This is a genomic window from Bradyrhizobium sp. 6(2017) (assembly GCF_011058295.2).
GTDB lineage: Bacteria > Pseudomonadota > Alphaproteobacteria > Rhizobiales > Xanthobacteraceae > Bradyrhizobium > Bradyrhizobium septentrionale.
The window spans coordinates 2,662,454-2,686,565 of sequence record NZ_CP049289.2 but is presented as its reverse complement, the minus strand read 5'-3'; the positions used below and the strand labels follow the sequence as shown (position 1 = coordinate 2,686,565).

23 protein-coding genes are annotated in these 24,112 nt (G+C 64.8%); 10 read left to right on the top strand and 13 right to left on the bottom strand.

Features of this window, described 5'->3' with window-relative positions; all coding sequences use genetic code 11:
• Positions 1-17: 17 nt before the first annotated feature.
• Positions 18-617, bottom strand: coding sequence for a histidine phosphatase family protein (locus G6P99_RS12770; protein ID WP_029081392.1), 600 nt, complete (start codon positions 615-617; stop codon positions 18-20).
• Positions 618-790: 173 nt separating this feature from the next.
• Between G6P99_RS12770 and G6P99_RS12765 the strand changes: the two genes are divergently transcribed.
• A complete protein-coding gene (locus G6P99_RS12765) occupies positions 791-1,279 on the top strand; it encodes a sigma-70 family RNA polymerase sigma factor (RefSeq protein WP_029081393.1) in 489 nt (162 codons plus the stop codon).
• A 66-nt stretch (positions 1,280-1,345) separates the two neighbouring features.
• The gene (locus G6P99_RS12760) at positions 1,346-2,110 is read left to right on the top strand and encodes an anti-sigma factor family protein (RefSeq protein WP_029081394.1); all 765 of its coding nucleotides are present in this window, start codon (positions 1,346-1,348) and stop codon (positions 2,108-2,110) included.
• A 392-nt stretch (positions 2,111-2,502) separates the two neighbouring features.
• On the opposite strand, the gene G6P99_RS12755 is transcribed toward G6P99_RS12760, so the two are convergent.
• Both G6P99_RS12755 and G6P99_RS12750 read right to left on the bottom strand, forming a co-directional pair.
• On the bottom strand, positions 2,503-3,465 hold the full coding sequence (locus G6P99_RS12755; protein WP_029081395.1) for a DnaJ C-terminal domain-containing protein: 963 nt from the start codon (positions 3,463-3,465) through the stop codon (positions 2,503-2,505).
• A 134-nt stretch (positions 3,466-3,599) separates the two neighbouring features.
• Entirely contained in the window at positions 3,600-4,007 is a 408-nt protein-coding gene (locus tag G6P99_RS12750) for an RT0821/Lpp0805 family surface protein (protein WP_165128309.1), read from the bottom strand.
• A 108-nt stretch (positions 4,008-4,115) separates the two neighbouring features.
• Here G6P99_RS12750 and pdxH point away from each other — a divergent pair, with 108 nt between their 5' ends.
• Together pdxH and G6P99_RS12740 are read left to right on the top strand one after the other, a co-directional pair.
• Positions 4,116-4,757: a pyridoxamine 5'-phosphate oxidase gene (gene pdxH, locus G6P99_RS12745; RefSeq protein WP_029081397.1), complete on the top strand. Its 642-nt coding sequence runs from the start codon at positions 4,116-4,118 to the stop codon at positions 4,755-4,757.
• Positions 4,758-4,778: 21 nt separating this feature from the next.
• Positions 4,779-5,531 carry an SDR family NAD(P)-dependent oxidoreductase gene (locus tag G6P99_RS12740; protein ID WP_029081398.1) on the top strand — a complete coding sequence of 251 codons (753 nt, stop codon included), beginning with the start codon at positions 4,779-4,781 and terminating at the stop codon, positions 5,529-5,531.
• Positions 5,532-5,666: 135 nt separating this feature from the next.
• Here G6P99_RS12740 and G6P99_RS12735 read toward each other — a convergent pair whose 3' ends face one another.
• Positions 5,667-5,885: a hypothetical protein gene (locus G6P99_RS12735; protein ID WP_029081399.1), complete on the bottom strand. Its 219-nt coding sequence runs from the start codon at positions 5,883-5,885 to the stop codon at positions 5,667-5,669.
• Between the two features lie 139 nt (positions 5,886-6,024).
• A complete protein-coding gene (locus G6P99_RS12730; RefSeq protein ID WP_029081400.1) occupies positions 6,025-7,002 on the bottom strand; it encodes a magnesium transporter CorA family protein in 978 nt (325 codons plus the stop codon).
• 362 nt (positions 7,003-7,364) lie between these two features.
• Between G6P99_RS12730 and G6P99_RS12725 the strand changes: the two genes are divergently transcribed.
• Positions 7,365-8,039 carry a L,D-transpeptidase gene (locus tag G6P99_RS12725; RefSeq protein ID WP_035976922.1) on the top strand — a complete coding sequence of 225 codons (675 nt, stop codon included), beginning with the start codon at positions 7,365-7,367 and terminating at the stop codon, positions 8,037-8,039.
• A 23-nt stretch (positions 8,040-8,062) separates the two neighbouring features.
• Here the strand turns inward: G6P99_RS12725 and G6P99_RS12720 are convergent, their stop codons facing one another.
• Entirely contained in the window at positions 8,063-9,187 is a 1,125-nt protein-coding gene (locus G6P99_RS12720; RefSeq protein ID WP_029081402.1) for an extensin family protein, read from the bottom strand.
• A gap of 76 nt (positions 9,188-9,263) precedes the next feature.
• On the opposite strand from G6P99_RS12720, the gene G6P99_RS12715 reads away from it, so the two are divergent.
• Both G6P99_RS12715 and G6P99_RS12710 read left to right on the top strand, forming a co-directional pair.
• Positions 9,264-10,892, top strand: coding sequence for a fatty-acid--CoA ligase (locus G6P99_RS12715; protein ID WP_029081403.1), 1,629 nt, complete (start codon positions 9,264-9,266; stop codon positions 10,890-10,892).
• A gap of 206 nt (positions 10,893-11,098) precedes the next feature.
• Positions 11,099-11,959 (top strand): DUF1499 domain-containing protein, encoded by an 861-nt coding sequence (locus G6P99_RS12710; RefSeq protein WP_029081404.1) that lies wholly within the window; start codon positions 11,099-11,101, stop codon positions 11,957-11,959.
• A 147-nt stretch (positions 11,960-12,106) separates the two neighbouring features.
• On the opposite strand, the gene G6P99_RS12705 is transcribed toward G6P99_RS12710, so the two are convergent.
• From G6P99_RS12705 to G6P99_RS12690, 4 genes are all read right to left on the bottom strand, one after another.
• A complete protein-coding gene (locus tag G6P99_RS12705) occupies positions 12,107-13,024 on the bottom strand; it encodes an MBL fold metallo-hydrolase (protein WP_165128307.1) in 918 nt (305 codons plus the stop codon).
• 141 nt (positions 13,025-13,165) lie between these two features.
• Positions 13,166-14,380 carry an acyl-CoA dehydrogenase gene (locus tag G6P99_RS12700; RefSeq protein ID WP_029081406.1) on the bottom strand — a complete coding sequence of 405 codons (1,215 nt, stop codon included), beginning with the start codon at positions 14,378-14,380 and terminating at the stop codon, positions 13,166-13,168.
• A 189-nt stretch (positions 14,381-14,569) separates the two neighbouring features.
• The gene (ribB, locus tag G6P99_RS12695; protein ID WP_029081407.1) at positions 14,570-15,646 is read right to left on the bottom strand and encodes a 3,4-dihydroxy-2-butanone-4-phosphate synthase; all 1,077 of its coding nucleotides are present in this window, start codon (positions 15,644-15,646) and stop codon (positions 14,570-14,572) included.
• Positions 15,647-15,785: 139 nt separating this feature from the next.
• Positions 15,786-17,519 carry a cation:proton antiporter gene (locus tag G6P99_RS12690; RefSeq protein ID WP_029081408.1) on the bottom strand — a complete coding sequence of 578 codons (1,734 nt, stop codon included), beginning with the start codon at positions 17,517-17,519 and terminating at the stop codon, positions 15,786-15,788.
• A 59-nt stretch (positions 17,520-17,578) separates the two neighbouring features.
• Between G6P99_RS12690 and G6P99_RS12685 the strand changes: the two genes are divergently transcribed.
• Together G6P99_RS12685 and G6P99_RS12680 are read left to right on the top strand one after the other, a co-directional pair.
• Positions 17,579-18,118, top strand: coding sequence for a DUF3124 domain-containing protein (locus G6P99_RS12685; RefSeq protein ID WP_371261177.1), 540 nt, complete (start codon positions 17,579-17,581; stop codon positions 18,116-18,118).
• Between the two features lie 61 nt (positions 18,119-18,179).
• On the top strand, positions 18,180-19,418 hold the full coding sequence (locus G6P99_RS12680) for a PLP-dependent aminotransferase family protein (RefSeq protein WP_029081410.1): 1,239 nt from the start codon (positions 18,180-18,182) through the stop codon (positions 19,416-19,418).
• Positions 19,419-19,584: 166 nt separating this feature from the next.
• Here the strand turns inward: G6P99_RS12680 and G6P99_RS12675 are convergent, their stop codons facing one another.
• Positions 19,585-20,865, bottom strand: a complete 1,281-nt coding sequence (locus G6P99_RS12675) for an amidohydrolase family protein (protein ID WP_165128305.1) — start codon at positions 20,863-20,865, stop codon at positions 19,585-19,587.
• Positions 20,866-21,094: 229 nt separating this feature from the next.
• Here G6P99_RS12675 and G6P99_RS12670 point away from each other — a divergent pair, with 229 nt between their 5' ends.
• Positions 21,095-21,331: a hypothetical protein gene (locus G6P99_RS12670; RefSeq protein WP_029081412.1), complete on the top strand. Its 237-nt coding sequence runs from the start codon at positions 21,095-21,097 to the stop codon at positions 21,329-21,331.
• A 72-nt stretch (positions 21,332-21,403) separates the two neighbouring features.
• Here G6P99_RS12670 and G6P99_RS12665 read toward each other — a convergent pair whose 3' ends face one another.
• Together G6P99_RS12665 and G6P99_RS12660 are read right to left on the bottom strand one after the other, a co-directional pair.
• Positions 21,404-22,162, bottom strand: coding sequence for an aldo/keto reductase (locus G6P99_RS12665; protein WP_245284692.1), 759 nt, complete (start codon positions 22,160-22,162; stop codon positions 21,404-21,406).
• Between the two features lie 215 nt (positions 22,163-22,377).
• Entirely contained in the window at positions 22,378-23,958 is a 1,581-nt protein-coding gene (locus tag G6P99_RS12660; RefSeq protein WP_165128303.1) for an alkaline phosphatase D family protein, read from the bottom strand.
• Between the last annotated feature and the right edge of the window lie 154 nt (positions 23,959-24,112).

Sequence of the window (24,112 nt, the reverse complement as noted above, 5' to 3'; positions counted from 1 at the left end):
TCGCGTGACCGCCCAGGTTAACTATACTTCTGCAGGCCCGCTGCGCCGAACACGTAGACCGCGCCCTGCTCGATGTAGAGGTCCGCGGCCGAAGCCGGGGTCTCGAAGCCGAGCGCCACCATCAGCGCCCGCGCCGTGCCGCCATGGGCGACTGCGACGGTGTCTGAGGTCACCGAGCGGTACCACTCGGTCATCCGCACCTGCACGTCGACATAGCTCTCGCCGCCGGATGGCGACACCGTCCACTTCTCGACCAGGCGGCGGGCATACACGGCGGGGTCGGCGGCCTGCGCCTGCGCCAGCGTCGAGCCTTCCCATGTCCCGTAGCCGATCTCGCGCAGCCGCGCGTCGAGGGCGTAGTCGCCGGGCGGCAGGCCGAGCTCGGCGCGGACCAGCTCCATGGTCGCGCGCGCCCGGATCAGCGGGCTTGCGACGAACGGCAGCGTCGTCTTGTCACGGCCGTCGCGTGCCAGCAGATCGGCGAGGATCCGCCCGGCATGCGCCGCCTGGGCACGGCCGCGCTCGTTGAGGCCGATGTCCTGCACGCCCTGAAGCCGGCCTTCGGCATTCCATGCGGTCTCGCCGTGGCGGATGTAGTAGATCGTTGGCACCGGCATTCGCTTCGAATATTTCCGGTCCGGAGGTACACCAGCACTTCGGCTGGCGACAAGCCCAAATCGGCCGCAGCTGAGGCGCCATGCATGCAGATCGGCGCAACCGGAATAGCCGTGACGTTAGGGTGTTATGTTTGATGAGGCGGCTAGCGCCGCGACCATCGAAGACTGGATGCATGACCGCGTTTCGTCAAAGTGTCGAAGCCATGATCCCGGCGCTCCGCCGCTATGCGCGCGCGCTGGTGCGTGACTCGGATATCGCCGACGATCTGGTGCAGGACACACTGGTGCGGGCGCTGCGCTCGGAGCGGCTGTTTCTCGGCGGCGACGTCAGGAGCTGGCTCTACACGATCCTGACCAATTTGAACAAGAACCGCCGGCGCTCGCTGGCGCGGCGGCCGGCCTTCCTGCCGCTACTCGACAACAATGCCGACGCCAGCGGCACCGAGGCCGAGGGACGCGACATCGAGCGCGCGCTGTCGACGCTGGTCGAGGAGCAGCGCTCGGTGCTGCTTCTCGTGATGCTGGAGGGCATGAGCTACCGGGAGGTCGCCGACATCCAGGGCGTGCCGATCGGCACGGTGATGTCCCGCCTCGCCCGCGCCCGCGCCCATGTCCGGGCATCAATCGAAGGCCAGCGCCCGACGCTCAGGCGGGTGAAATGATAGGCTGCGCAACAGCAGGCGTTACGATGAACGATTTTCGCACAAGATTTGGCAGAGACGAATGATATGACCGACCCGAACATCCCCGTCACCGAAGACGAGCTGCACGCTTACGTCGACAATGAGCTGCCGGCCGAACGCCGCGGCGATGTCGAGGCGTGGCTCGCCACGCATCCTGACGACGCGGCGCGGGTACAGTCATGGCGCGCGATGGCCGAGAGGCTGCATGCGCGCTACGACACCGTGCTGGACGAGGCGGTGCCGAAGCGGCTCGAGCTCGAGCGGCTGGTGCGCCAGCCGCGCCGCTGGGTCTATGGCGCGGTGGCGGCGACGCTGGCCGCCTTCATCGCCGGCGGCGGCGTCGGCTGGATCGCGCACGGCGCTGCGGCGACGCCGTCGGCCTTCCAGAGCTTCACGGTCGATGCGCTCGATGCGCACCGCCTCTACGTGGTCGAGGTCCGTCACCCGGTCGAGGTGCCCGGCAGCGAACGCGACCACCTGCAGCAATGGCTGACCAAGCGCTGCGGCTGGGACGTCCGCGCGCCGGAGCTCACCGGGCTGAAGCTGGTCGGCGGCCGCCTGCTGCCGGGGCCGAGCGGGCCGGCGTCGTTCCTGATGTATGAGAGCACGTCCGGCGAGCGCTTCACGGTCTACACCGCCAAGGCGAAGACCGATGCGACCCAGATGCGCTATGCCGTCCAGGGCAGCGACGGCGCGCTGTTCTGGGCCGATCGCGGCGTCGCCTATGTCGTCAGCGGCGGCACCGACCGCAGCCGCCTGACCCAGGTCGCGCAGGCCGTCTACGATCAGATGGAGAAGAGCGGCGGCTGATCTTCCGTAATTCTACGGAAGAAATTTCCGCGCAAACTGCGTCATGGCGGGAAAGTGAATCCGGCCTCACTCGGCGTCCCAATTCCGACATTGAAAATTTCGATTCGCGTCATTGCGGCGTCTCATTATCGCACCGGATATTCACGCGAAGATGATCTGCGCCCGATCCGCCGATCGGCGCACGCGGCCTCGATTGGGGTTTGGTACCGCGCTGGTCCCCCTCTCGAGGCCGCACTCCTCTTTTCCGCCATCCGGTCTGCACGCCACAGAACCCGGACCTCCGGCGGCCGGTCATTGTTTGACCCGCTCGCAACGCCCGCGTCTACCCCGATAGAGTCCGGGGTAGGTGCAGTTTCGCGTCTTCGTCCGTCTTTGGGGCGCGTTATCGGCGGTCAGCCAAGATCGCTGCGCGGATTATAGGGGTTTCGATCCCGCCACGTCTGCATCAATGCCTCAAGCTCGGCATCGTTCCCGTCGGGAAGGATGATCCGGGTCGTGACGTAGAGGTCGCCTGATACACCCGCCTTCGACAGCCCCTTGCCCTTGAGACGGAAGGTGCGGCCGCTGGAGGTGTTTTTCGGGATCGACAGTTCGACCGCGCTGCCGAGCGTCGGCACCCGGACCTTGCCGCCCAGCACCGCCTCGTAGAGCGTCACCGGCAGATCGATCCTGAGATCGTTGCCGTCGATCCTGAAGAACGGATGCGGCGCGATCGAGATCGTGATCAGCAGATCGCCGGGCGGGTGGCCCTGAGCGGTCTCGCCCTGCCCCTTCAGCCGGATCTGCTGGCCGGCGGTCACGCCCGGCGGAATCTTGACGTTGAGCTCGCGGCCGGTCGGCAGGCGGACGCGCTTGTCGCCGCCCCTGACCGACTCCTCCAGCGACACCGTCATGGCGACCGAAAGATCGAGGTCAACCCCGACCCCGCCGCCGTCAAACTCGAACGGACTGGACCGCCCCGCACGGCCGCCGCCACCGCCGCCGCGCGCGGCATTGCCGAACATGCTGTTGAGGATGTCCTCGAAGCTGCCGCCGCCCACGCCGCCGCCGGGTCCGCCGCGGAAGCTGTATTCGAAGCCACCCGGACCGGTACGGCCACCGGCGCCGCCGCCTGGGAAACCCTGGAAGCGCGGCTTGCCTTCGGCATCGATCTCGCCGCGGTCGAACTGCTTGCGCTTGTCCTCGTCACCGACGATCTCATTGGCCGTGTTGATCTCCGCAAAGCGGGCGGCCGCCTTCGGGTCGTTCTTGTTGTTGTCAGGGTGATGCTTCTTGGCGAGCTTGCGATAGGCGCTCTTGATCGTCGCAGCGCTGGCGCTCCGCTGCACCCCCAAGACCTCATAGGGGTCGCGCATCCGTCACGTCTCCTTCACGGGAAAAATCAGTCCTGGATGGAACCCATCGGGGCCCACTTTACCTTCATTTGGGGGCTCAGTGGCATTTTTGCAACTAGCGCCCGTCCATGATCGGCCGGCTTCTGCCGAAACTCTCAGGACTTTCTCCACGGCTTCAGGTTATGGATTTCCCACCGTCCTTGTCCACCCTTGCAGGCGGCGCCCTGTAGCCAGCTCTCAGTGACTCCATTGACATAGCTCGCGAGGAAGTCCCGGCACTGCTTGCCGTCCTCGCCCGAATAGGCCTGGGCCAGCGGCGTCACCGAGCCGCGCGCACCCGTCTCAGGGTTTTCCCAGGACTGGCTGGAATCCTTGTCGCCCTTGGTCAGCACGTCGGAAGCGGCATTGCGGGCGAAGGCAAGATCGCCCTCGGTCGGCATCGTCGCGCTGACCTGGGTTGGGTTGATCGTACCCGTCACATCCTTGTCGTCCATCTTGGCGAAAGCACCGCTGCGCGACAGGCTGCAGCCGCTGGCGCCAACGCCGATCAGAATCAATGTCACCACCGCGCCCGCGGGATGGATCGCCGATAGGCCAACGCGCCCCCATGCCCTATATAGGGCCAGTAGCGCGCTCTCGGACACGGGCGGATGCAAATCGGGACTCCTGACATGACCGACACGACCTCCATCAAACACCCGACACCGTTAACATCGGGTGATTTCACCGCGGCGGAGGAGCCGTTTGCCCTGTTCGGCGAATGGTTTGCGGAAGCGGTCAAGTCCGAGCCGAACGATCCGAACGCGATGGCGCTCGCGACCGTCGATGCCGACCGCCTGCCCGACGTGCGGATGGTGCTGATGAAGGGCTTCGACGCCGACGGTTTCGTGTTCTACAGCCACATTGCGAGCGCCAAGGGCCGCGAATTGGCCGCAAATCCTAAGGCCGCTTTACTATTCCACTGGAAATCATTGCGCCGTCAGGTGCGCATCCGGGGGCCGGTCACGCCGGTGACCGATGCCGAGGCCGACGCCTATTTCGCCACACGGCCGAAACAGGCGCAGATCGGCGCCTGGGCCAGCAAGCAGTCGCAGCCCCTGGAGAGCCGCTTCGCCTTCGAGCAGGCGATCGCAAAGACCGGCGCGAGATACATGATCGGCGAGGTGCCGCGTCCGCCGGGCTGGAGCGGCTGGCGGATCACGCCGCAGCGTTTCGAGTTCTGGCACGACCGCCCGTTCCGCCTGCACGACCGCATCGAATTCCGCCGCGACGGCGCCGGCAGCGCCTGGTCGAAGGTGCGGCTCTATCCTTGATACGACAGCCTGAAAGACACCATGTCCCCTCCTTCCAACGCGCCGCGCCGTACCCTGCTCCTTACCGGTGCCAGCCGCGGCATCGGCCACGCCACCGCGATCCGGTTTGCTTCCGCCGGCTGGCGCGTGATCACCTGCTCACGGCATGCATTTCCGGAAGTCTGCCCCTGGGGCGCGGGACCGGAAGATCACATCGAGGTCGATTTCGGCGATCATGACGACACGGTTCGCGCCATCTCCGAGATCCGCAAACGGTTGGTGAACGACGAGTTGCACGCGCTGGTCAACAACGCCGCGATCTCGCCGAAGGGGGCGGGCGGCGCGCGGCTCGGGACCATGGACACCGATATCGAGACATGGCTGCACGTGTTTCGCGTCAACTTCTTCGCGCCGATCATGTTGGCCCGCGGACTGATCGACGAGCTCAAGCACGCCAGGGGCGCGGTGGTGAATGTCACCTCGATCGCAGGCTCCCGCGTGCATCCGTTCGCCGGCGTTGCCTATGCGACCTCGAAAGCCGCGCTGGCATCATTGACGCGGGAAATGGCATCCGACTTCGGCCGCGTCGGCGTCCGCGTCAATTCGATCGCACCAGGCGAGATCGACACCTCGATCCTGTCGCCGGGCACCGAGAAGATCGTCGATCAGCAAATCCCGATGCATCGCCTCGGCACGCCGGACGAGGTCGCCAAGATCATTTACGTTCTCTGTACGGAGACCAGCTCTTACGTGAACGGTGCGGAGATCCACATTAACGGTGGTCAGCACGTCTGAGCCTGGGATGAGCCGTTATTTCGGCGAAGGAAGTTTCGAGGCGATCCCGGCCGCCGCCGCGGCCGTCACTTTGGGATTGCTTCACTTGCAGGCGTAACAAGGCAAACGAGGCTTCTGCCTCCGAGGCTTCGGCCTCTAGTCGGCGTAAAACCGACGCGACTTCTTCTCAGGCTGCAGCGCGATGTCGTTCAACGCGCTGGAGCAATCGTCTTCGTCCTCGCCATCAAGCAGCGCCGCGCCACAGTAACGGCAAAGTCTCGGCGAGATCGCCTGCACCTTGCCTGCTGCGCGGTCCTGTTGATAGCGCGCAAAGTCGATGACGTTACGCCGTGGCGTTATGATCTTCTCAACCATTGCTGTCCTCCGGCTTTGAGGCGGGCGTTATCGCAGACAAGTTTCGCCCAAACGTTCAGCGCAACACTCAAATTTTAGCAGAGGAAATAAGGCAGTTGCCCGAATCCCAAAATGCGACGCGTGCCCTGAAAAACAGGCCCTACAGCCACTTCTTCCACTTGAAGATCCAGTACGGCACGATCGCCGCAATCAGCATCAGCACCAGCGCGAACGGATAGCCGTGCGTCCACTCGAGTTCCGGCATCAGCTTGAAATTCATGCCGTAGATCGAGGCAATCAGCGTCGGCGGCATCAGGACAACCGCCATCACCGAGAACAGCTTGATGATGTTGTTCTGTTCCAGATTGACCACGCCGAGCATGGCGTCGAGCACGAAGGTGATCTTGTTGGAAAGATAGGACGCGTGGTCGGTCAGTGAGGCGACGTCACGCTGCATGGTCTTGAGTTGCTCGCGCATGTCCTTGGACCATTTCACCCCTTCCACGATCGCGGAGAGGAAGGTGACGAGGCGGCCGATCGAGACCAGGCTTTCGCGGACCTTCGAGGTCAGGTCGCCCTTGCGGCCGATCGTGATCAGAATCTGCGAATATTGCTTGGCGTGGCCGTGGCGCTCGCTCTCCGGCTCGAAGATGTCGTGGGAGACCTGGTCGATGTCGGCCCCGCAGCGCTCCAAAATGTCGGCGCAACGGTCGATCACCGCGTCCAAGAGTTCCATCAGCACCTGCTCGCCGGTGATGCTGGGGGCACAGGCGCGCGCCAGCTTGTTCTCGACCAGCGCGAACGGCTTCGGCAGGTCGTAGCGCACGGTGACCAGGCGATGGCCGGTCAGGATGAAGGTGACCGCCGTGGTGCGCGGCATGTCGGTGTCGGATTGGCACATCAGCGTCGCGGTCATGTAGCGCGCGCTGTTCTCGATATAGAGACGGCTGGAGATCTCGATCTCCTGCATGTCTTCCCGGGTCGGAACCGCGATCCCCGCCAGCTTCTCGACGGCCCGGTCCTCCTCAACGGTCGGATTCACCAGATCGACCCAGACCGCGCCCTCGGGCAGCGACCCCAGGTCGGTGATGGCGGCCTTCTTGAGGGAGAAATCGGAAGGAACGAACGCCGACAGCATCAGGAACTCCAAGAAACAGGGCTGGCAAACAGGGCTGGCAGGACCCGCCGACTTAGCGCGATTCTGGCTGGCGCTTCATGACCGGGGCATTAACCGGGCGTCCATCTTTGTGGCGGCCAAGTGGCGGTGAATGTGACGCGACGCGGCTTCGACTCGATGACCGTTGCCTGTTTGCACAAAAACCAGTCCCGCACCAGAACACTTGCGGCAAAAAAGCCACAGACGACGTCCCGCGATGCGGGAAAGGCATCTAAAGTCTGGGAATAATGGCAGGCTTCGGCAATAATGCCCTTCATGGAATCGTGGCGTTTTGGGCGCAATTTTGACGCTTTGAGACGCGGATTTTCGATTGGAATGTAATCATGTCTCTCAAAGTTGCCTTTGGAATCCTGGCCGCGGGCCTGATGTTGTCGGGCTGCATGCAGGCCACGACCTATGAGGCGGTCAATACCGCGAACTTCAAACCGCACGACAAGGAACTGCTGGCCAAGACCACCTACGTCAAGACCCCGGTGGCCGAGCCGTTCCGCCGCGCAATCGTCGAGTATCACCGCAAGGAAGCCCCCGGCTCCATCGTGGTCGATTCCGACAACCATTACCTCTACTACGTGATGAACGACGGCAAGGCGATCCGCTACGGCATCACCGTCGGCGAAGAAGCCATGGCCTGGTCCGGCATTGCCAAGGTCGGCAGCATGACCGAATGGCCGGCCTGGCACCCGACCCCCGGCGAAATCTCGCGCCTCGGCGTTCCGACCTTCGTGGCACCCGGTCCGGACAATCCGATGGGCTCGCGCGCGATGTATCTCTATTCGGGCGGCAAGGACACGCTGTTCCGCATCCACGGCACCAATCAGCCGGAATACATCGGCTCGTCGATCTCCTCGGGCTGCATCCGCATGACCAATGAGGACGTCATCGACCTCTACGGCCGGGTCAAGCTCGGCACCATCGTCGTGGTGCTGGAGCCGAAGCACGGCGACTCGCCCTACAAGCCGCAGATGGCGCTGCAGGGCGGCGGCAACGTCCCCTACTGATCCCAATCACGTCGCAATCGCGATCAAAGGCGCCGGCTTTGCCGGCGCTTTTTTGTTGGCTGCGGCTTGGTCTCGATAGCGCTGTCGGCGGCCGCGTCATCTGATTTCGCGGCATCGGCCTTTCCGTCGTCGGATTTGGACGCGTCGGATTTGGCGGCGACCTCGCGCGGCGGCGCCTCGTCGGGGCGCTTGGCCGGCAACAGCGGCGCGCTCTGCGGCAGCGGGTCGTACACATTCCACTGGCAGATCCGGTAATTGTTGCGACGCTCAATCAGGTCGAGATGGACATGGTCCTCATGGTACCAGTCCGAGCCCGGACCGAGCACGGTGGAGAAGCGGGCGCAGACCGAATGCAGCACGGTCTCGCGCAGGTCACGCGCGACGCTGCGGTCGGTCAGCGAGATCGACTTGCCGTTGGCTAGACCGAACGCGCGCACGTCGAGCGCATTGGCGCGGCCGTGCTCCGAGAGCTGGGCACCGGCGATGCGATTGCGGCCGCGGCACTCGAACGAGTCGAAATTGTCGAGATTGCTGATCCCGCCGCCAAGGCTCTGCGCCAGAGGCGCGATATCGGTGCGGACCCAGTCGGCGACCGCGGCGGCCATCTTGCAGCGAAGGATCGCCGCCGGCTTGACCGCGACCTTGCGCCTGTCGGGCAGCACGATCGCCTCCAGCCGCACCAGATCCTCGCCGCCGCAGCCCCCGGCGCCGTGGATGTCGGGAATGCTCGGCGCGATCGCGATCTCCTCGGTGAGGGCCTGCCGGCAGGCCGACAGCTGCGGCGCGGCGGGCTCGGCCGGTTTTGCAACCTCGGCCGGCTTCGCCGTCTCGCTAGGCCTGGCGGCCTCGGCAGGCGCCGCCGGAGGCTGCGTCACAGCTGCGGGCGGCTCGGCGGCCGCCGGCGCGTCAGCCGGGCGCGGCTTCGGCAGCGGCACTGCTGCGCGGCGGGCCGTCTTGTGCGGCCGCTGCGGCCTGATGCCGAACAGATCGTCCCACGGAAAGCCTGGGGCGCGGCGGGCGGCTTCGGCGGATCCTGCTTGCATGCCAAGGCAATGCAACGCGACGGCGGCGGTAACCATTGCCGCGCGGGCGCGACGAAACGCACCATCAGGCCATTTTCGGCTTGCTTTCTCCGCGCTACAGTTCATGTCAATTCCATGATTTTACTGCCGGCCGCCCAAGATGCCGGTGGATCATGCGTGAGGATCGAGGAGGGATTTGCGTATGCTTGGCTTGATGCAGGATTGGCCGTTGCTGTGCCACAAGATTATTGAGCACGCCGCCAAATATCACGGCACACAGGAAGTCGTGACGCGGTCGGTCGAAGGCCCGATCCATCGCACCACTTACGCCGAAATCCATGCCCGCTCGCTGAAAGTTTCGCAGAGCCTGGAGCGCGACGGCATCAAGCTCGGCGACCGCGTCGCCACCATCGCCTGGAACACCTGGCGTCACCTCGAGGTCTGGTACGGCGTCATGGGGATCGGCGCGATCTGCCACACGGTCAATCCGCGGCTGTTTCCGGAACAGATCGCCTGGATCGTCAACCACGCCCAGGACCGCATCGTCATCACCGACCTCACCTTCGTTCCGGTGCTGGAGAAGATCGCCGGCCAGCTGCCGAGCGTCGAGCGCTACGTGGTGCTGACCGACAAGGCGCACATGCCGCAGACCGCGCTGAAGAACGCGGTCGCCTATGAGGACTGGATCGCGGCGTCCGACGGCAAGTTCGAGTGGAAGACCTTCGACGAGAACACCGCCGCGGCGATGTGCTACACCTCCGGCACGACGGGCGATCCCAAAGGTGTGCTTTATTCGCACCGGTCCAACGTGTTGCACGCGCTGATGGCCAACTCGAAGGACGCGCTCGGCACCTCCGCCTCGGACACAATGCTTCCGGTGGTCCCCTTGTTCCATGCCAACAGCTGGGGCATCGCCTTCTCCGCACCCTCGATGGGCACCAAGCTCGTGATGCCCGGCCCGAAGCTCGACGGCGCCTCGGTCTACGAGCTTCTGTCGACCGAGAAGGTCACCCACACCGCTGGCGTGCCGACGGTGTGGCTAATGCTGCTGCAATACATGGCGGCCAACAATTTCAAGCTGCCGGATCTGCAGATGGTGATCTGCGGCGGTTCGGCGATGCCGCGCTCGATGATCAAGGCCTTCCTCGACATGGGCAGCCAGGTGCGCCACGCTTGGGGCATGACCGAGATGAGCCCGCTCGGCACGCTGGCCACGCTGAAGCCGCCGTTCAACGATCGCAGCGGCGAGGAGCGGCTCGACATCCTGCAGACCCAGGGCTACCCGCCGTTCGGCGTCGAGATGAAGATCACCGACGATGCCGGCAAGGAGCTGCCGTGGGACGGCAAGACCTTCGGCCGTCTCAAGGTCTCAGGCCCCGCGATCGCCAAGGCCTATTTCCGGGTCGACGCCAACATCCTCGACGATGCGGGCTTTTTCGACACCGGCGACGTCTCGACGATGGACGAGCACGGCTATATGCGGATCACCGACCGCTCCAAGGACGTGATCAAGTCCGGCGGCGAATGGATTTCCTCGATCGATCTGGAAAACCTCGCGGTCGGCCATCCGGCCGTCGCGGAAGCCGCCGTGATCGGCGTCCATCATCCCAAATGGGATGAGCGGCCGCTGTTGATCGTGCAGCTCAAGCAGGGCGAGAGCGCCACGCGCGAGGACATCCTCAAGTTCATGGACGGCAAGATCGCCAAATGGTGGATGCCCGACGACGTCGCCTTCGTCGACGGCATTCCCCACACCGCGACCGGCAAGATCCTGAAGACCGCGCTGCGCGACCAGTTCAAGGACTACACCTTCCCGACCGCCGCGGTGTGAAAGCTAACGGTCGTCATGCCCGGGCTTGACCCGGGCATCCACGCCTTCGTGTGCCGCAAGACCTGGATGGCCGGGTCAAGCCCGGCCATGACGATCTGGGGGTGACGCCCAAATCCCTTGAATTCGCCGCAGGTCCGTGGTCTCACACGATCATTGGCGGCGGCTGAGGTCGCCCAAGGACATCTCAACCGGCAGATTTTTCGACGATGGCGCGCAGGTTTTCCGCTCCCTACCAGCAGGAGCCCGTGTCCGGTCTCGCCACCTGGTCGCGCAACCTCGCCATCTTTGCCGTCGTCGCGGTGGTGGTCTCGATCCTCATCGTCCGCTTCGGGTTCCTGGAGGTCAAACCGGCGCTGATGACCTTCTTCGGCGCGCTGGGCCTGGCCGGCCTGTCGATCCTGCTCGGGCTCGCCGCCTTCGCCGCGATCTGGCAGAACGGCACCCGCGGCATGGGCCGGATCCTGCTCGCGCTCGTGATCGACGCCGCGATCCTCGCCTACCCGGCCTACCTCGCCTACCAGTACCGCAAGCTGCCGCGGATCTACGACATCACCACCGACGCGATCGACCCGCCGAAATTCGAGGCGCTGGCGCGGCTGCGCACCGGGGAAGGCACCAACCCGGCCGCCTATGCCGGCCTCTATTCGGCCGAGCAGCAGCGCGCGGCTTGGCCCGATATCGAAACCGTCGAGCTCGAAGCCCCGGTCGACCGCGCCTATGAGATGACCTTGCGGCTGGTGAACCGCCGCAAATGGCTCGTCATCGACGCGCGCGCGCCGCAGCCGCCGCGCCGCATCGGCCGGATCGAGGCGGTGGCGCGCACCCCGATCATGGGTTTCCGCGAGGACGTCTCGATCCGGGTCACGCCCGACGACGAGGACTCGCGCGTCGATATCCGCTCGGCGTCGCGCTACTTCGACGCCGATCTCGGCAGCAACGCTGCGCGGGTCAAGAGGCTGATCGAGGACCTCAACACCGCCGCCGACAACGACAACGCCAAACCTGCCAAAAAGGCGGCCCCCGTCGCGCCGCCGAAGACGCCGCCGGCGAAGACGGTGAAGAAGTAATCTTCCCGTCATTCCGGGGCGCGCCAACGGGTCCGCGCAAGGCGCGGCCCGATGACAGGCTCCGCACGAGCCCGGAATCCATCAGGCCGCAGACTCCATGGTGAAATGGATTCCGGGTTCGTGCTTCGCACGCCCCGGAATGACAGGCTAGGCCACTCTGTACGTGCCGCCGATCACCGGATCGCCATCGGTCGCCACGATGCCGCGCGCGACCAGATCCTCCAGATGCGCCAGCACCGAATAGCCGGCGGCATTGGCGAGGCGCGGATCGAGCCCGATATAGATCGCCCGCACCATGGTCGGGATGTCGGCCTCGCCCTTGCCGAGGCGATGCAGGATCGACGCCTCGCGGGCCCGGCGGTGCCGTGCCAGGAAGCGGACGTAGCGCGGGCCTTCCGGAATCTCCGGGCCGTGGCCGGAGAAATAGAGCTGCTCGGGCCGCTGCTCGAGCCGCTCCAGCGAGGCCATGTAGTCAATCATCGAGCCGTCGGGCGGCGCCACGATCGAGGTCGACCAGCCCATCACATGGTCGCCGACGAAATTGATGCTGCGCTCGGCCCAGGCGAACGCCAGATGGTTGGCGGTGTGGCCGGGGGTGGCGACCGCCTCCAGCGCAAAGCCTGTGCCCTCGATGACGTCGCCGTGCTTGACCTCGACGTCGGGCCTGAAATCGCGGTCGGCACCGGACTCCGGATTATGCTTCTCGCTCTCGAAGCGCGGGCGCGAGGCGCGGTGCGGCCCCTCGGCGTAAACCGGTGCGCCGGTCGCAGCCTTGATCCGCGGCGTGTTCGGCGAATGGTCGCGATGGGTGTGAGTGACCAGGATGTGGGTCACGGTCTCGCCTTTGACCGCATCGAGCAGCGCCGTCGCATGCGCCTCGTCATCGGGACCGGGATCGATGATCGCGACCTTGCCCTGGCCTATGATGTAGCTGACCGTGCCGGTGAAGGTGAACGGGCTCGGATTGTTGCAGAGGACGCGGCGCACGCCGGGGCGGACCTGTTCGACCACGCCGGGCTGCAGCGGAAAATCGCGGTTGAACGGGATGTCGTCGTTGTCGGCCATGGCTCTTGTCCGTGATGTCCGGCTTCTCTTTGACCTCGTCACGCCCGGGCTTGTCCCGGGCATCCACGTCTTCCGTTGCGAGCCCCAAGACGTGGATGGCCGGGACAAGCCCGGCCATGACGGCGTTTGGGTGAGCGCTCCTTACGAGAACGCCTGGATGCCGGTGATCGCGCGACCGAGGATCAGGGCGTGGACGTCGTGCGTGCCCTCATAGGTGTTCACGGTCTCGAGGTTCGCGGCGTGGCGCATCACGTGGTACTCGATCTGGATGCCGTTGCCGCCATGCATGTCGCGCGCCATGCGGGCGATGTCGAGCGCCTTGCCGCAATTGTTGCGCTTGACGATCGAGATCATCTCAGGGGCCATCTTGCCCTCGTCCATCAGGCGGCCGACGCGCAACGAGGCCTGCAGGCCTAGCGCGATCTCGGTCTCCATGTCGGCGAGCTTCTTCTGCACCAGCTGCGTGGCGGCGAGCGGCCGGTTGAACTGCTTGCGGTCGAGCGTGTATTGCCGCGCGCGATGCATGCAGTCCTCGGCGGCGCCCAGCGCGCCCCAGGAGATGCCGTAGCGGGCGCGGTTGAGGCAGCCGAACGGACCCTTGAGGCCGGAGACGTTGGGCAGCAGCGCGCTTTCCGGCACCACCACATTGTCGAGCACGATCTCGCCGGTGATCGAGGCGCGCAAGCTGAGCTTGCCGCCGATCTTCGGCGCCGACAGGCCCTTCATGCCCTTCTCGAGGATGAAGCCGCGGATCTGGTTGTCATGCGCCGCCGACTTGGCCCACACCACGAAGACGTCAGCGATCGGCGCATTCGAGATCCACATCTTGGCGCCGTTGAGCTTGTAGCCGTCGGCCACCTTCTCGGCGCGGGTCTTCATGCCGCCGGGATCGGAACCGGCGTCCGGCTCGGTCAGGCCGAAGCAGCCGACCCATTCTCCGGTCGCGAGCTTGGGTAGATACTTCTTGCGCTGGTTCTCGTCGCCATAGGCGTAGATCGGATACATCACCAGCGACGTCTGCACCGAGTTCATCGAGCGATAGCCGCTATCGACGCGCTCGATCTCGCGCGCGACGAGCCCGTAGGCCACGTAGCTCGCATTGGCGCAGCCATATTCCTCGGGCAGCGTGACACCGATCAGGCCAAGCTCACCCATCTCGTTGAATATCTCGCGATCGGTCTTCTCTTCCAGATAGGCCTTGGTGACCCGTGGAGCCAGCTTGTCCTGCGCATAGGCCCGCGCGGTGTCGCGGATCAGGCGCTCGTCTTCGGTGAGCTGCTCGTCGAGCAGGAACGGATCATCCCACTGGAAGCTGGCGGCAGCCGGCTTGTCCTTGGCCTGGGGGCGCACGCTCATGAAACATCCTTTCGCATCGTCACTCGGAAATTGGCGGATAAATTAAAGCGCTATGCTGCGAAGCGCAATTGAATTGGGTTGTCGTCATTCCGGGGCACGCGACAGCGTGAACCTCAGGGGCGCCATTGCGCCCCGGGGAATCTCGAGATTCCGGGTTCGATGCATGCGCATCGCCCCGGAATGACAGTGCTAGGTCTCCAGCTTCTCGTTCGACACGATCTCGATGCCGAAACCGGACAGCCCTTTGTAGTCGTGCACCGACGAGGTCAGGTGCCGGATCGAGGTGACGCCGAGATCGCGCAGGATCTGCGCGCCGACACCGACCTCGCGCCACTGCTTGTGGCGATCGGCCTCCGCGGTCTTCGACTCTTCGACCGGCTGCACCGGAACTCCGGCGGCACCGTCGCGCAGATAGACCAGCACGCCGCGGCCGGCAGCCTTGAAGTGCCGCAGCACGGCTTCCATGCGCGCCGGCCCGGTGAAGAGGTCTTTGACGATGTTGGGCTTGTGCAGCCGTGTCAGCACGTCCCGGCCGTCGCCGATGCCGTTATAGACGAAGGCGGCGTGCATGATCTCGTCGAACGGCGAGCGATAGGCATAGCCCTGCAGCGGCCCGATCGGGCTTTCGGTGGTGAAGGTCGCGACCCGCTCGATCAGCTTCTCGCGCGCCTGGCGATAGGCGATCATGTCCGCGATCGTGACATGCTTGAGCTTGTGGGCAGCGGCGAATTTCGCCACCTGCTCGCCCTTCATCACGGTTCCATCGTCGTTCATCAGCTCGCTGATGACGCCGACCGGCGGCAGGCCCGAGAGCCGGCACAGATCGACCGCGGCCTCGGTATGGCCGGAGCGCAGCAGTACGCCGCCGTCGCGCGCGATCAGCGGGAAGATGTGGCCCGGCCGCGCAAAATCGTTGGCGCCGGCATTGGGATTGGCGAGCGCGCGGCAGCAGGAGGCGCGTTCCTCGGCCGAGATGCCGGTGCCGCCGTCGGGCTTGTAGTCGATCGAGACGGTGAAGGCGGTGGTGTGGTTGGACTCGTTGTGCGCCACCATCGGGTCGAGCCGCAGCCGGCGGGCGTCCTCGGTGGTGATCGGCGCGCAGACGATGCCGGAGGTGTGGCGGATGATGAAGGCCATCTTCTCCGCCGTGCAGAACGACGCCGCGACGATCAGATCGCCCTCGCCTTCCCGATCGTCATCGTCGGTGACGACGACGAGTTCGCCCTTCGCAAAGGCTTGCAGCACTTCCTGGATCGTATCGGCCATTGTCCTGACATCTCGTTACATGCAGGCAGTGGATTAGCCGGGTTCCGATGTCAGCGCCAGTATCATTATGCAACCCGCCATGCGTCCGGCAGGCATACCAGGACGGTGACGGGTACCGCATTTCCCGGATCATGCTCTCCTACGGCAGCACCTCGCGGCGGTCGCTCAACTGGGCGTCCAGTTCGGCGCGCTTGTCGTCGAGCAGGCCGGCATCGGTGGCCTCGATCACGGCATAGAGCTCGCCGGCGTCGCTGAGGCGGGTCACCGTCACGTAATCGGCGCCGGCGGCGTAGAGATCGTCGACGCCGGTCAAGAGGTCCGCGGTGGCGACAACCTTCGCGGTCGGGTTCAGCGCGCGGACGTGGCGCACCAGCTTCTCGTTGTCGGCGCCGACCAAGAGGAAATCCGGCACGCTCAGGATGATGATCTCGGCCTTGCCGATGCCCGCATGGACCAGGGTATCGACATTGCTGATATCGCCATAGATCACGTGCATTCCTCGATCGGTCAGCGTGCGGAACACCAGCGGATTGAAGTCGACGACGCTGATCTGCTCGAGCAGCGACTGGTTCTGGCGCTCGATCTGGCTGATCAGCGCGCTCGCCGCGCGGAAAAAGCCGAGGATGACGATGCGCCGGATCTCGCCATGCTCGCCCGCTTGCCCGGCCTCGCCGCGGCCCTGGCCTTCATGGTCGAGGTCGCGCAGCCCGATCCGCTTCAAGGGACCGATCAGGCCGCGCACGATCTGGTCGCTGCGGGCCATCGCGAAGGTCGAGAGCACCGCCAGCACGACGAACGCGAACGAGACTGCATTCGCCGTTTCGGTCGCTATGTGGTTGGCGGCGACGCCGGTCTGGATCACCACCAGCGAGAACTCGGAGATCTGCGCCAAATTGATCGCCGGCAGCAGGCTGGCGCGCAGACCCTGCTTCATCAGATAGAGCGGCGCGAACGTCGTGACCAGGCGGCTTGCCACCGTGAAGGCCGCGATCACCAGCGCCAGTCCGATCACCGAGAGTCCCGGAATCGGGATCGTCATGCCGAGCGCGACAAAGAACAGGGTGATGAAGAAATCCCTGAGCGTCGTGACCTTGGCGGTGACGTCGAGCGCGTAGGGGAAGGTCGAGATCGAGACGCCGGCGACCAGCGAGCCCATCTCGCGCGACAGATGCAGCCGTTCGGCGATCTCGCCGATCAAGAAGCACCAGGCGAGCGCGCCGAGCAGCACCAGCTCGGGCCGGCGCGCGATCTGGTGGAACAGCCGCGGCAGCACGTAACGGCTCAGCACCAGCGCGGTCGCGACCAGCACCGCAACGCGGGCGATCGACAGCAACACGACGCTGATCTGCAGATTGTCCAGGCTCGGCTGCACCGCCAGGAACAGGATCGCGAAGATGTCCTGCAACACCAGCACGCCCAGCGTAATCCGGCCCGGCAGCGTATCCAGCTCGCGCTTCTCGTAGAGCACCTTGACGATGATGACGGTCGAGGACAGCGCGCAGGCGACGCAGAGATAGACCGCGTCGAACTTGCCGCCGCCGATCGCAAGCCCGATGGCTGCAAAGAACGCGACGCCGATCAGGCAGCCGCCCAGCAGCTCGCCGACGCCGGCGAACAGGATGACCTTGCCGGCGCGGATGATCTTCTTGAGGTCGATTTCCAGCCCGATCATGAACAGCATGAAGATCAGGCCGAGCTCGGAGATGATGCTGATCGACTCCTGGGACTTGACCCAGCCCATGCCGAATGGACCAATGAAAAAGCCGGCGATAAGGTACGCCAGTATCAGCGGTTGCCGGGAGAAATGGGCGAGCAGCCCGAGCCCCCAGGCAAACAGGATACAGAGCGTGATGTCGGGGATCAGTTCATGCATGCGTCAAAGACTTCCTGTTGCCGCAACCTAGAGGGCCGGGCGTGAGGATCAACCGAGCAATGTGTCACATCCGCGCAGGCGGCATTTTTCTGGCAGTTTTGGTCTGCCTCACCGTGCGCATGCCTGAGGCGCTAGCACAATCCCCCGGAAGTATTGAACAAAATTTTGCAAATTCGCTGACCGCGGTGCCGGCCGAAGGGCTCACGGCCTCCGGTGCGTTCTACGTGCCGGTCTATTCCAGCGTGTCGATGAGCCAGGGCAAGCTGAGGGCGGATTTCTCGGTGACGCTCAGCGTGCACAACGCCTCCGAGACGAGGCCGCTGGTGCTGAAGCGGATCGCCTATTACGACACATCAGGCAAGATGGTGGAGAGCTACCTCAAATCACCGATCGCGCTAAAACCGTTCGCGACCGTCGAGGTTGCTATCGCCACGACCGATACCCGCGGCGGCACCGGCGCGAATTTCGTGGTCGATTGGGCGGCGGCGGGCGAGATCGCGGAACCGGCGGTCGAGGCCCTGATGGTCGGCAGCGTCGGCCCCGGGCACTACGCCTTCATCAGCCAGGGCCGGCCGATCAGGCTGCCCGGCAAGAACTGACTGCATAGAGGGCCGCTTACGCGCGGCCTTCTCAACGACAACAACACGGAGCGAAACGTCCATGTCCACCTCAGCCCAGTTCGACTTCGCACCGCTGCTCCCGGCCGGCCTGCCTGCGCCGGCGGCGCGATGGACCGGGCTCGCCAAATACAGCTTCGTCGGCGGCAACAATGATCCCGACCAGGTCCCGGTCGACGGACTGCTCGAGGCGGTCAACGCCGTGCTGAAACGCGAAGGCAGGAATCTGGCGACCTACAACCTCGCGCACGGGCCTCAGGGCTACCTGCCGCTTCGGCAATTCCTGACCGAGAAGCTGAAGCGCGATGCGGGGATTGCCTGCACGCCGGATGAGATCATGATCGTCTCCGGCTCGCTGCAGGCGCTCGATTTGGTCAATCAGACCCTGCTCGCCAAGGGCGACACCGTGCTGATCGAGCAGGAAACCTATCAGGGCTCGCTGAACCGGTTGACGCGGCTCGGCGTCAACGCGGTCGGCATTCCCCTCGATGGCGACGGCATCAGGATCGATGCGCTGGCCGCAGCGCTCGCCGATCACAGGCGGCGCGGCATCACGCCGAAATACATCTACACCATCCCGACGGTGCAGAACCCGACCGGCTCGATCCTACCCGAGAGCCGGCGCGCCGAGATGCTGAAGCTGTCAAAAGAATACGGCGTGCCGATCTTCGAGGACGATTGCTATGCCGATCTGATCTGGAGCGGCGAACGGCCGCCCGCGATCCATGCCATGAGCAAGCATGGCGGCGTGATCCATATCGGCTCGTTCTCGAAGTCGATAGCGCCGGCGCTGCGGGTCGGCTTCATCGTCGCGCCCTGGGAGATCATGTCGCGGATGCTGCCGCTGAAGACCGACGCCGGCTCCGGCGCGCTGGAGCAGATGGTGCTATCAGAATATTGCGCGCCGCATTTCTCGACCCACGTGCCGCGGCTGACCAAGGGCCTGCGCGCCAAGCTCGACACGCTGATGGAGGCGCTGAACGAGCAATTCGGCACCGCGGCCGAATTCGAGGCCCCCAAGGGCGGCATCTTTCTCTGGGTCAAGCTGCCCGACAATGTCGACACGTTGAAGCTCTATCAGACGGCGCTTGCCGCCGGCGTCTCGATCAATCCGGGACCGGAATGGTCGACCAGCAAGGCGCATTCCGGCAGCCGGCTCCGCCTCTGCTTCGCCAGCCCCTCGCATGAGCAGATCCGCGAGGGCGTCGCGGTGCTGGCCGAGGTGTGCCGCAAGGAGTTCGGCGTACCGGCACGAAGCAGCAATGTGGAGAAGAGCGGCTAATTGAACACGTCAGGCTGCAGCAGCGTTGTCGGTTCACCTCTCCCCTTGCGGGAGAGGTCAGATGCGATCCGGGTGAGGGGTTGCGCCCTCTCGTGGACCTGCGTCCCCTCACCCGGCGCTTCGCGCCGACCTCTCCCCAACGGGGAGAGGTGATCGAGAGACCTAATCACCTCACCGAAAACGGCGCCTGATAGGGCCGGCCGAACGGCACGCCGTTGACCACCGTTTGCACCGGCTTCAGTTGCAGATTGCCGTCGCGCTTGTTGTTGCGGGTGTCGACGAAGGTGACCGGACCTTCGACGAGGTCCATGATCGCGACGTCGCCGGGCGCGCCGCGCTGCAGCGTGCCGATCTTGGGAGCGCGGTTGATGGCCCGCGCCGGCACCGAAGTCGCCATCTCCACCACCTGATCCAGCGACGAGCCCATCGCCAGGAACTTGCTCATCACGTTCGGCAGGAACGGGATGCCGGGCGAGTTGCCCGAGAAGACATGGATGTCGGAGGAGATCGTGTCGGGCGTGCAGCCCGCCGGAATAGCGATCTCCGCCACCGTGAAATCAAAGCTGCCGCCGCCATGGCCGACATCGAACAGCACACCGCGCTGCTTGGCTTCGAGCGCTGCCGGCAGCAACTTGCCGTCCTGCACGATGTTGGTGAAGGCGCCGGACATGTTCGGCGCGCCGGAATAGGCGTGGGTGAGGATATCACCTGGCCGCAGCAGATCGAGGATGTCGGACATCAGTTCCCTGGTCTCGACGCCGCCGATATGCACCATCATCCGCGCCGGCCAGCCGCACATCTCGCAGGCCTGGATGGCGCGCTTCAGCGGCTCGATGCCGTGCTTGAAGATGACGTTCTCCGACATCCGCACCTTGACCCCGATCAGGAAGTCCGGGTTCTCGGCAAGCGCCATCGCGCAGGCTTCGACCTGGGCGTTGTCGATATTGTAGAGCTCGGCCACCGGGAAGGCCGACAGGCCGTTGTTCGCAATATGGAGGAAGGCGTAGATCCGCGCCCGCGACTGCGCCACGATGAAGCGCCGCAACGCCGCCAGATTGTTGACGCCGGCATCGCCGGCCGAGACCACCGTCGTGGTGCCCTGGAATTGCACCAACTCGTCGGCGGGAATGCCGATCGCCGACCCGTACGGATAGACGTGACAGTGCAGGTCGACGAGGCCCGGCGTCACGAGCTTGCCCGAGGCGTCGATGGTTTTGGCGGCGCGAGCGGCCGGGATCTCGTCTTCGATTGCCTCGATGATGCCCCAGCGGATGCCGATGTCGCGCTTGCCGCGCAGCGACTGGCTGGGATCGATCACGTCGCCGCTCTTGATCACGAGGTCGAACTTGTCGTCCGGCCCCATCGCCGCAGCGGCCGGCGCCGCGATGGCGGCGGCAGCGGCCGATCCAGAAACTTTCAAAAAATCCCGGCGCGAAAATCCGCTCACGGCGACGCCCCCCAATATGATTTTTATGACGCGATGATGCGTCGGACGCAGCCCTTAGGCAAGGCCATCGAAGCGACCTGCAGCGCTCATCTATCGATTGTGCGCGACAATGCGCGACGCACAGCAGCGGCCGCAATTGCCTGAACAACCGTTCAGAAAACTCCTCCGTTTCCTCAGGAACGTTTCGATGCCTGTACGGTTTCCTCCACGCATCATTGAGGAGGATGAGATGAAAAAATTTGGCTTTGTTCTTGCGGCTGTCGGTGCGCTTGCAGTGGCCGTTCCGTCGATCGCGAGCGCCGAGACCGTCGTGATCAAGCGCGGCGGCCACCATCACTGGGATCGTGGCTGGGGCGCGCGCGCCGAGATGCGCCATGACCGTGGAATGCGCCACGACCGCGGTTGGCATCGCGGCTGGCACCACGACCATGACCGCACGGTGGTTATCAGGCGGGATCGCTACTAAATCGACAGACGGAAAATGGCTCCTCGCGGAGCCATTTTCTTTTTCTACGTTCTCATCAAATGCCCGCCGGGCTCAATCCCACGCCGGCGCAAATCCGGGATTGACGCAGCGCATGTCCTTGCGCAATGCCCCGATCGCCTTGCGGTCGTCGTCGTCGAGCTTGACCTTCAGCGCATCGAAATTGGCCTTTTGGCTTTCGGCGCGCGAGGCTTTCGGGATCGCCGCAACGCCGTCCTGATCGAGCAGCCATTTCAGCGCCACCTGCGCTGCGGTCGCATCATGCTTCTTGCCGATCTTTGCAAGGGTCTCGTCGGTGGCGAAGCGGCCCTGGGCCAGCGGACAATAGGCCACCAGCGGGATCGATTTCGCCGCGAGATATTTGCGCACCGGCGTCTGGTCCAGCATCGCGTGGTATTCGATCTGGTTGCAGGCGATCGGCGCCTTGATGTCCTCGACCACGGTCTTGAGCAGCGCTGTGGTGAAATTGGCGACGCCGATCGCGCGGGTGCGGCCCTCCTCCTTCAGCTGCATCAGCGTTTCAAACACCGCCGGCAGCTTCATGCTCCGCGACGGCCAGTGCACCAGATAGAGATCGACATGATCGAGCCGCAGCTTCTTCAAGCTGGTGTCGAACGCCTTGCGGATCGCGTCCGGCGCCAAATTCTCGTGCCAGACCTTGGTGGTCACGTGCAGGTCCTTGCGCGCGACATTCGCGGTCGCGATCGCCGCGCCAATCGCCTCTTCATTAGCGTACATTTCGGCGGTGTCGATATGCCGGTAACCAAGCCCGAGCGCGCTCTCGACCGCCGCGCGGCAGGCGTCGCCCTGCATGCGGAAGGTGCCGAGCCCGAGCTACGGCAGGCGGATGCCCTGTGTCTGCAGATTTTCCATGGATAGCTCCTGACGCGTGGGGCGCCGATGCCATCGACGACGTCACGCCAGCAAATTGTCTGGAAGGAATGAAATTGGCAGGACTGCCAAGTCGCAGTCTGCCCGCAAATCGGGCCCTCGGGCAAGGCATCCGCAATCAAGATGTCGCGACGGGACTAAATATGTTCCGCCATGATCTGGCCGGGCCGCGCGTCCGGCCGCGGTTCGATGTCGACCGACCAGAGGTCGTGGTTGTCGACGTCCTTCAGCGTCACCGTCATCACAGAGGTCGTGCCGTCGATGTCGACGCGGCCGAAGAATTGCAGGCCGAAGCACGGCGCGAGATTGTCGCCCTGCTCGACCGAGCAGCCCTTCTGGTACATCGCCTTCGGGCCAAAGGTGTTGTCGAGCTCGCCCGGCGACCAGGTGCCGGCATGCAGCGGACCGGAGACGAACTCCCAGAACGGCTCGAATTCCTGAAACACCGCGCGGTTCGGATCATAGTGATGCGCGGCAGTGTAGTGCATGTCGGCGGTGAGCCACACCGTGTTGCGGACACCGGCGCGTTTCATGAAGGACAGCAGATCGGCGATCTCGTGCTCGCGCCGCGCGGGCGGGCCGTCGCCGAGCGCGACCGCATCCAGGCTGATCAGGCCGATCGGCAAATCCGCCGCGATCACCTTCCAGACAGCATCCGACGCCACCAGTTCGCGCTTCAGCCAGGCGAGCTGGCTCTCGCCGAGGATGAACGCCTTGTCGGGATCGCCCTGCTTGTTCCAGCTGGAATCGCGATAGGAGCGCATGTCGATGATGAAGACGTCGAGCAGCGGCCCATAGGCGATCTTGCGATAGACGCGGCCGTCGCGCTCCGGCATCAACCGCATCGGCATGAATTCATGGAAAGCGCGGCGCGCCCGCGCCACCAGGCGCGAGGTACCGTCCGCGTCGTAGCCGGTAGCGTCGGCGGTGCCGATCGGCGACCAGTCGTCGGCCACCTCGTGATCGTCCCACTGAGCGAACATCGGCACCTCGGCGTGGAAGGCGCGAAAATTCTCGTCAAGCCAGTTGTATCTGTAGTTGCCGCGAAACTGGTCGAGACTGTACGCGACGACGGATTTCTCCTCCGTGACGATGTTGCGCCAGATCTCGCCGTTCGGCAGCGTCTGCTCCGGCGGCACCGTGCAATCCGCATAGATGTGGTCGCCGGAATGGATGAAGAAATCCGGGCGCTCGTTGAGCATGGTGCGGTAGCTGCGCAAGCCGCCGCGCGCGGGATCGATGCCCCAGCCCTGCCCGACGACGTCGCCGGACCAGACGAACGAGATCGAGCGGCGGTCGACCGGCGCGGTGCGGAAATGCCCGACGCGGCTTTCGCCTGCAACGCCGTCGCGATCCGCGAAGCTGATGCGATAGAACAGGTCCTGGCCCGGCGGCAGGCCGTCGAGCAGCAGCTTTGCCGTGAAATCGCGCTCGGGCAGCGCATCGGCGGATGCGGTGCGCAGGATGGTGGCGAAGCTCTCGACGCTCGCGCATTCGATCTGCATCCGCGCTGCGCGATCGGCGCGGGCCCAGATGACAGCGGAATCGCTCGCGACGTCGCCGGACTGGATACCCGCGATCGCGGGACGATCCGCCGCACGGCTCAGATAGGGCTTTGCGAGCGAGCCCAATCCGGCCAGCGCAGCCGTCGATGCCGAGCGCACCAGAAGCTGACGCCTTGTAAGGCCTCGTCCCCTCGCGGAGATCGCTGTCGGCATCGAACAACCTTCGTCGAATCGCAACGAAGGTTTTGCCTGCGCCGTTTGACTCCGCCCTTACGGTTTCTTGACTCTCCGCCGACGGTTTTGCGACGGCGGGATGACTCGGGGGCTCTCGGAACGGCGTCGTTCGGCACCGAGCGCTCAAGCGCCA

Bases quoted from the DNA above. Each gene is read 5' to 3' on its own strand.
- G6P99_RS12670 (WP_029081412.1), top strand. From the start codon at position 21,095: ATGAAAAAATTTGGCTTTGTTCTTGCGGCTGTCGGTGCGCTTGCAGTG.
- G6P99_RS12710 (WP_029081404.1), top strand. From the start codon at position 11,099: ATGGCGCGCAGGTTTTCCGCTCCCTACCAGCAGGAGCCCGTGTCCGGT.
- ribB (WP_029081407.1), bottom strand. From the start codon at position 15,646: ATGGCCGATACGATCCAGGAAGTGCTGCAAGCCTTTGCGAAGGGCGAA.
- G6P99_RS12690 (WP_029081408.1), bottom strand. From the start codon at position 17,519: ATGCATGAACTGATCCCCGACATCACGCTCTGTATCCTGTTTGCCTGG.
- G6P99_RS12765 (WP_029081393.1), top strand. From the start codon at position 791: ATGACCGCGTTTCGTCAAAGTGTCGAAGCCATGATCCCGGCGCTCCGC.
- G6P99_RS12660 (WP_165128303.1), bottom strand. From the start codon at position 23,958: ATGCCGACAGCGATCTCCGCGAGGGGACGAGGCCTTACAAGGCGTCAG.
- pdxH (WP_029081397.1), top strand. From the start codon at position 4,116: ATGACCGACACGACCTCCATCAAACACCCGACACCGTTAACATCGGGT.
- G6P99_RS12730 (WP_029081400.1), bottom strand. From the start codon at position 7,002: ATGCTGTCGGCGTTCGTTCCTTCCGATTTCTCCCTCAAGAAGGCCGCC.
- G6P99_RS12740 (WP_029081398.1), top strand. From the start codon at position 4,779: ATGTCCCCTCCTTCCAACGCGCCGCGCCGTACCCTGCTCCTTACCGGT.
- G6P99_RS12720 (WP_029081402.1), bottom strand. From the start codon at position 9,187: ATGAACTGTAGCGCGGAGAAAGCAAGCCGAAAATGGCCTGATGGTGCG.
- G6P99_RS12715 (WP_029081403.1), top strand. From the start codon at position 9,264: ATGCTTGGCTTGATGCAGGATTGGCCGTTGCTGTGCCACAAGATTATT.
- G6P99_RS12705 (WP_165128307.1), bottom strand. From the start codon at position 13,024: ATGGCCGACAACGACGACATCCCGTTCAACCGCGATTTTCCGCTGCAG.
- G6P99_RS12680 (WP_029081410.1), top strand. From the start codon at position 18,180: ATGTCCACCTCAGCCCAGTTCGACTTCGCACCGCTGCTCCCGGCCGGC.
- G6P99_RS12700 (WP_029081406.1), bottom strand. From the start codon at position 14,380: ATGAGCGTGCGCCCCCAGGCCAAGGACAAGCCGGCTGCCGCCAGCTTC.
- G6P99_RS12770 (WP_029081392.1), bottom strand. From the start codon at position 617: ATGCCGGTGCCAACGATCTACTACATCCGCCACGGCGAGACCGCATGG.
- G6P99_RS12735 (WP_029081399.1), bottom strand. From the start codon at position 5,885: ATGGTTGAGAAGATCATAACGCCACGGCGTAACGTCATCGACTTTGCG.
- G6P99_RS12755 (WP_029081395.1), bottom strand. From the start codon at position 3,465: ATGCGCGACCCCTATGAGGTCTTGGGGGTGCAGCGGAGCGCCAGCGCT.
- G6P99_RS12760 (WP_029081394.1), top strand. From the start codon at position 1,346: ATGACCGACCCGAACATCCCCGTCACCGAAGACGAGCTGCACGCTTAC.
- G6P99_RS12665 (WP_245284692.1), bottom strand. From the start codon at position 22,162: ATGCAGGGCGACGCCTGCCGCGCGGCGGTCGAGAGCGCGCTCGGGCTT.
- G6P99_RS12685 (WP_371261177.1), top strand. From the start codon at position 17,579: ATGTGTCACATCCGCGCAGGCGGCATTTTTCTGGCAGTTTTGGTCTGC.
- G6P99_RS12725 (WP_035976922.1), top strand. From the start codon at position 7,365: ATGTCTCTCAAAGTTGCCTTTGGAATCCTGGCCGCGGGCCTGATGTTG.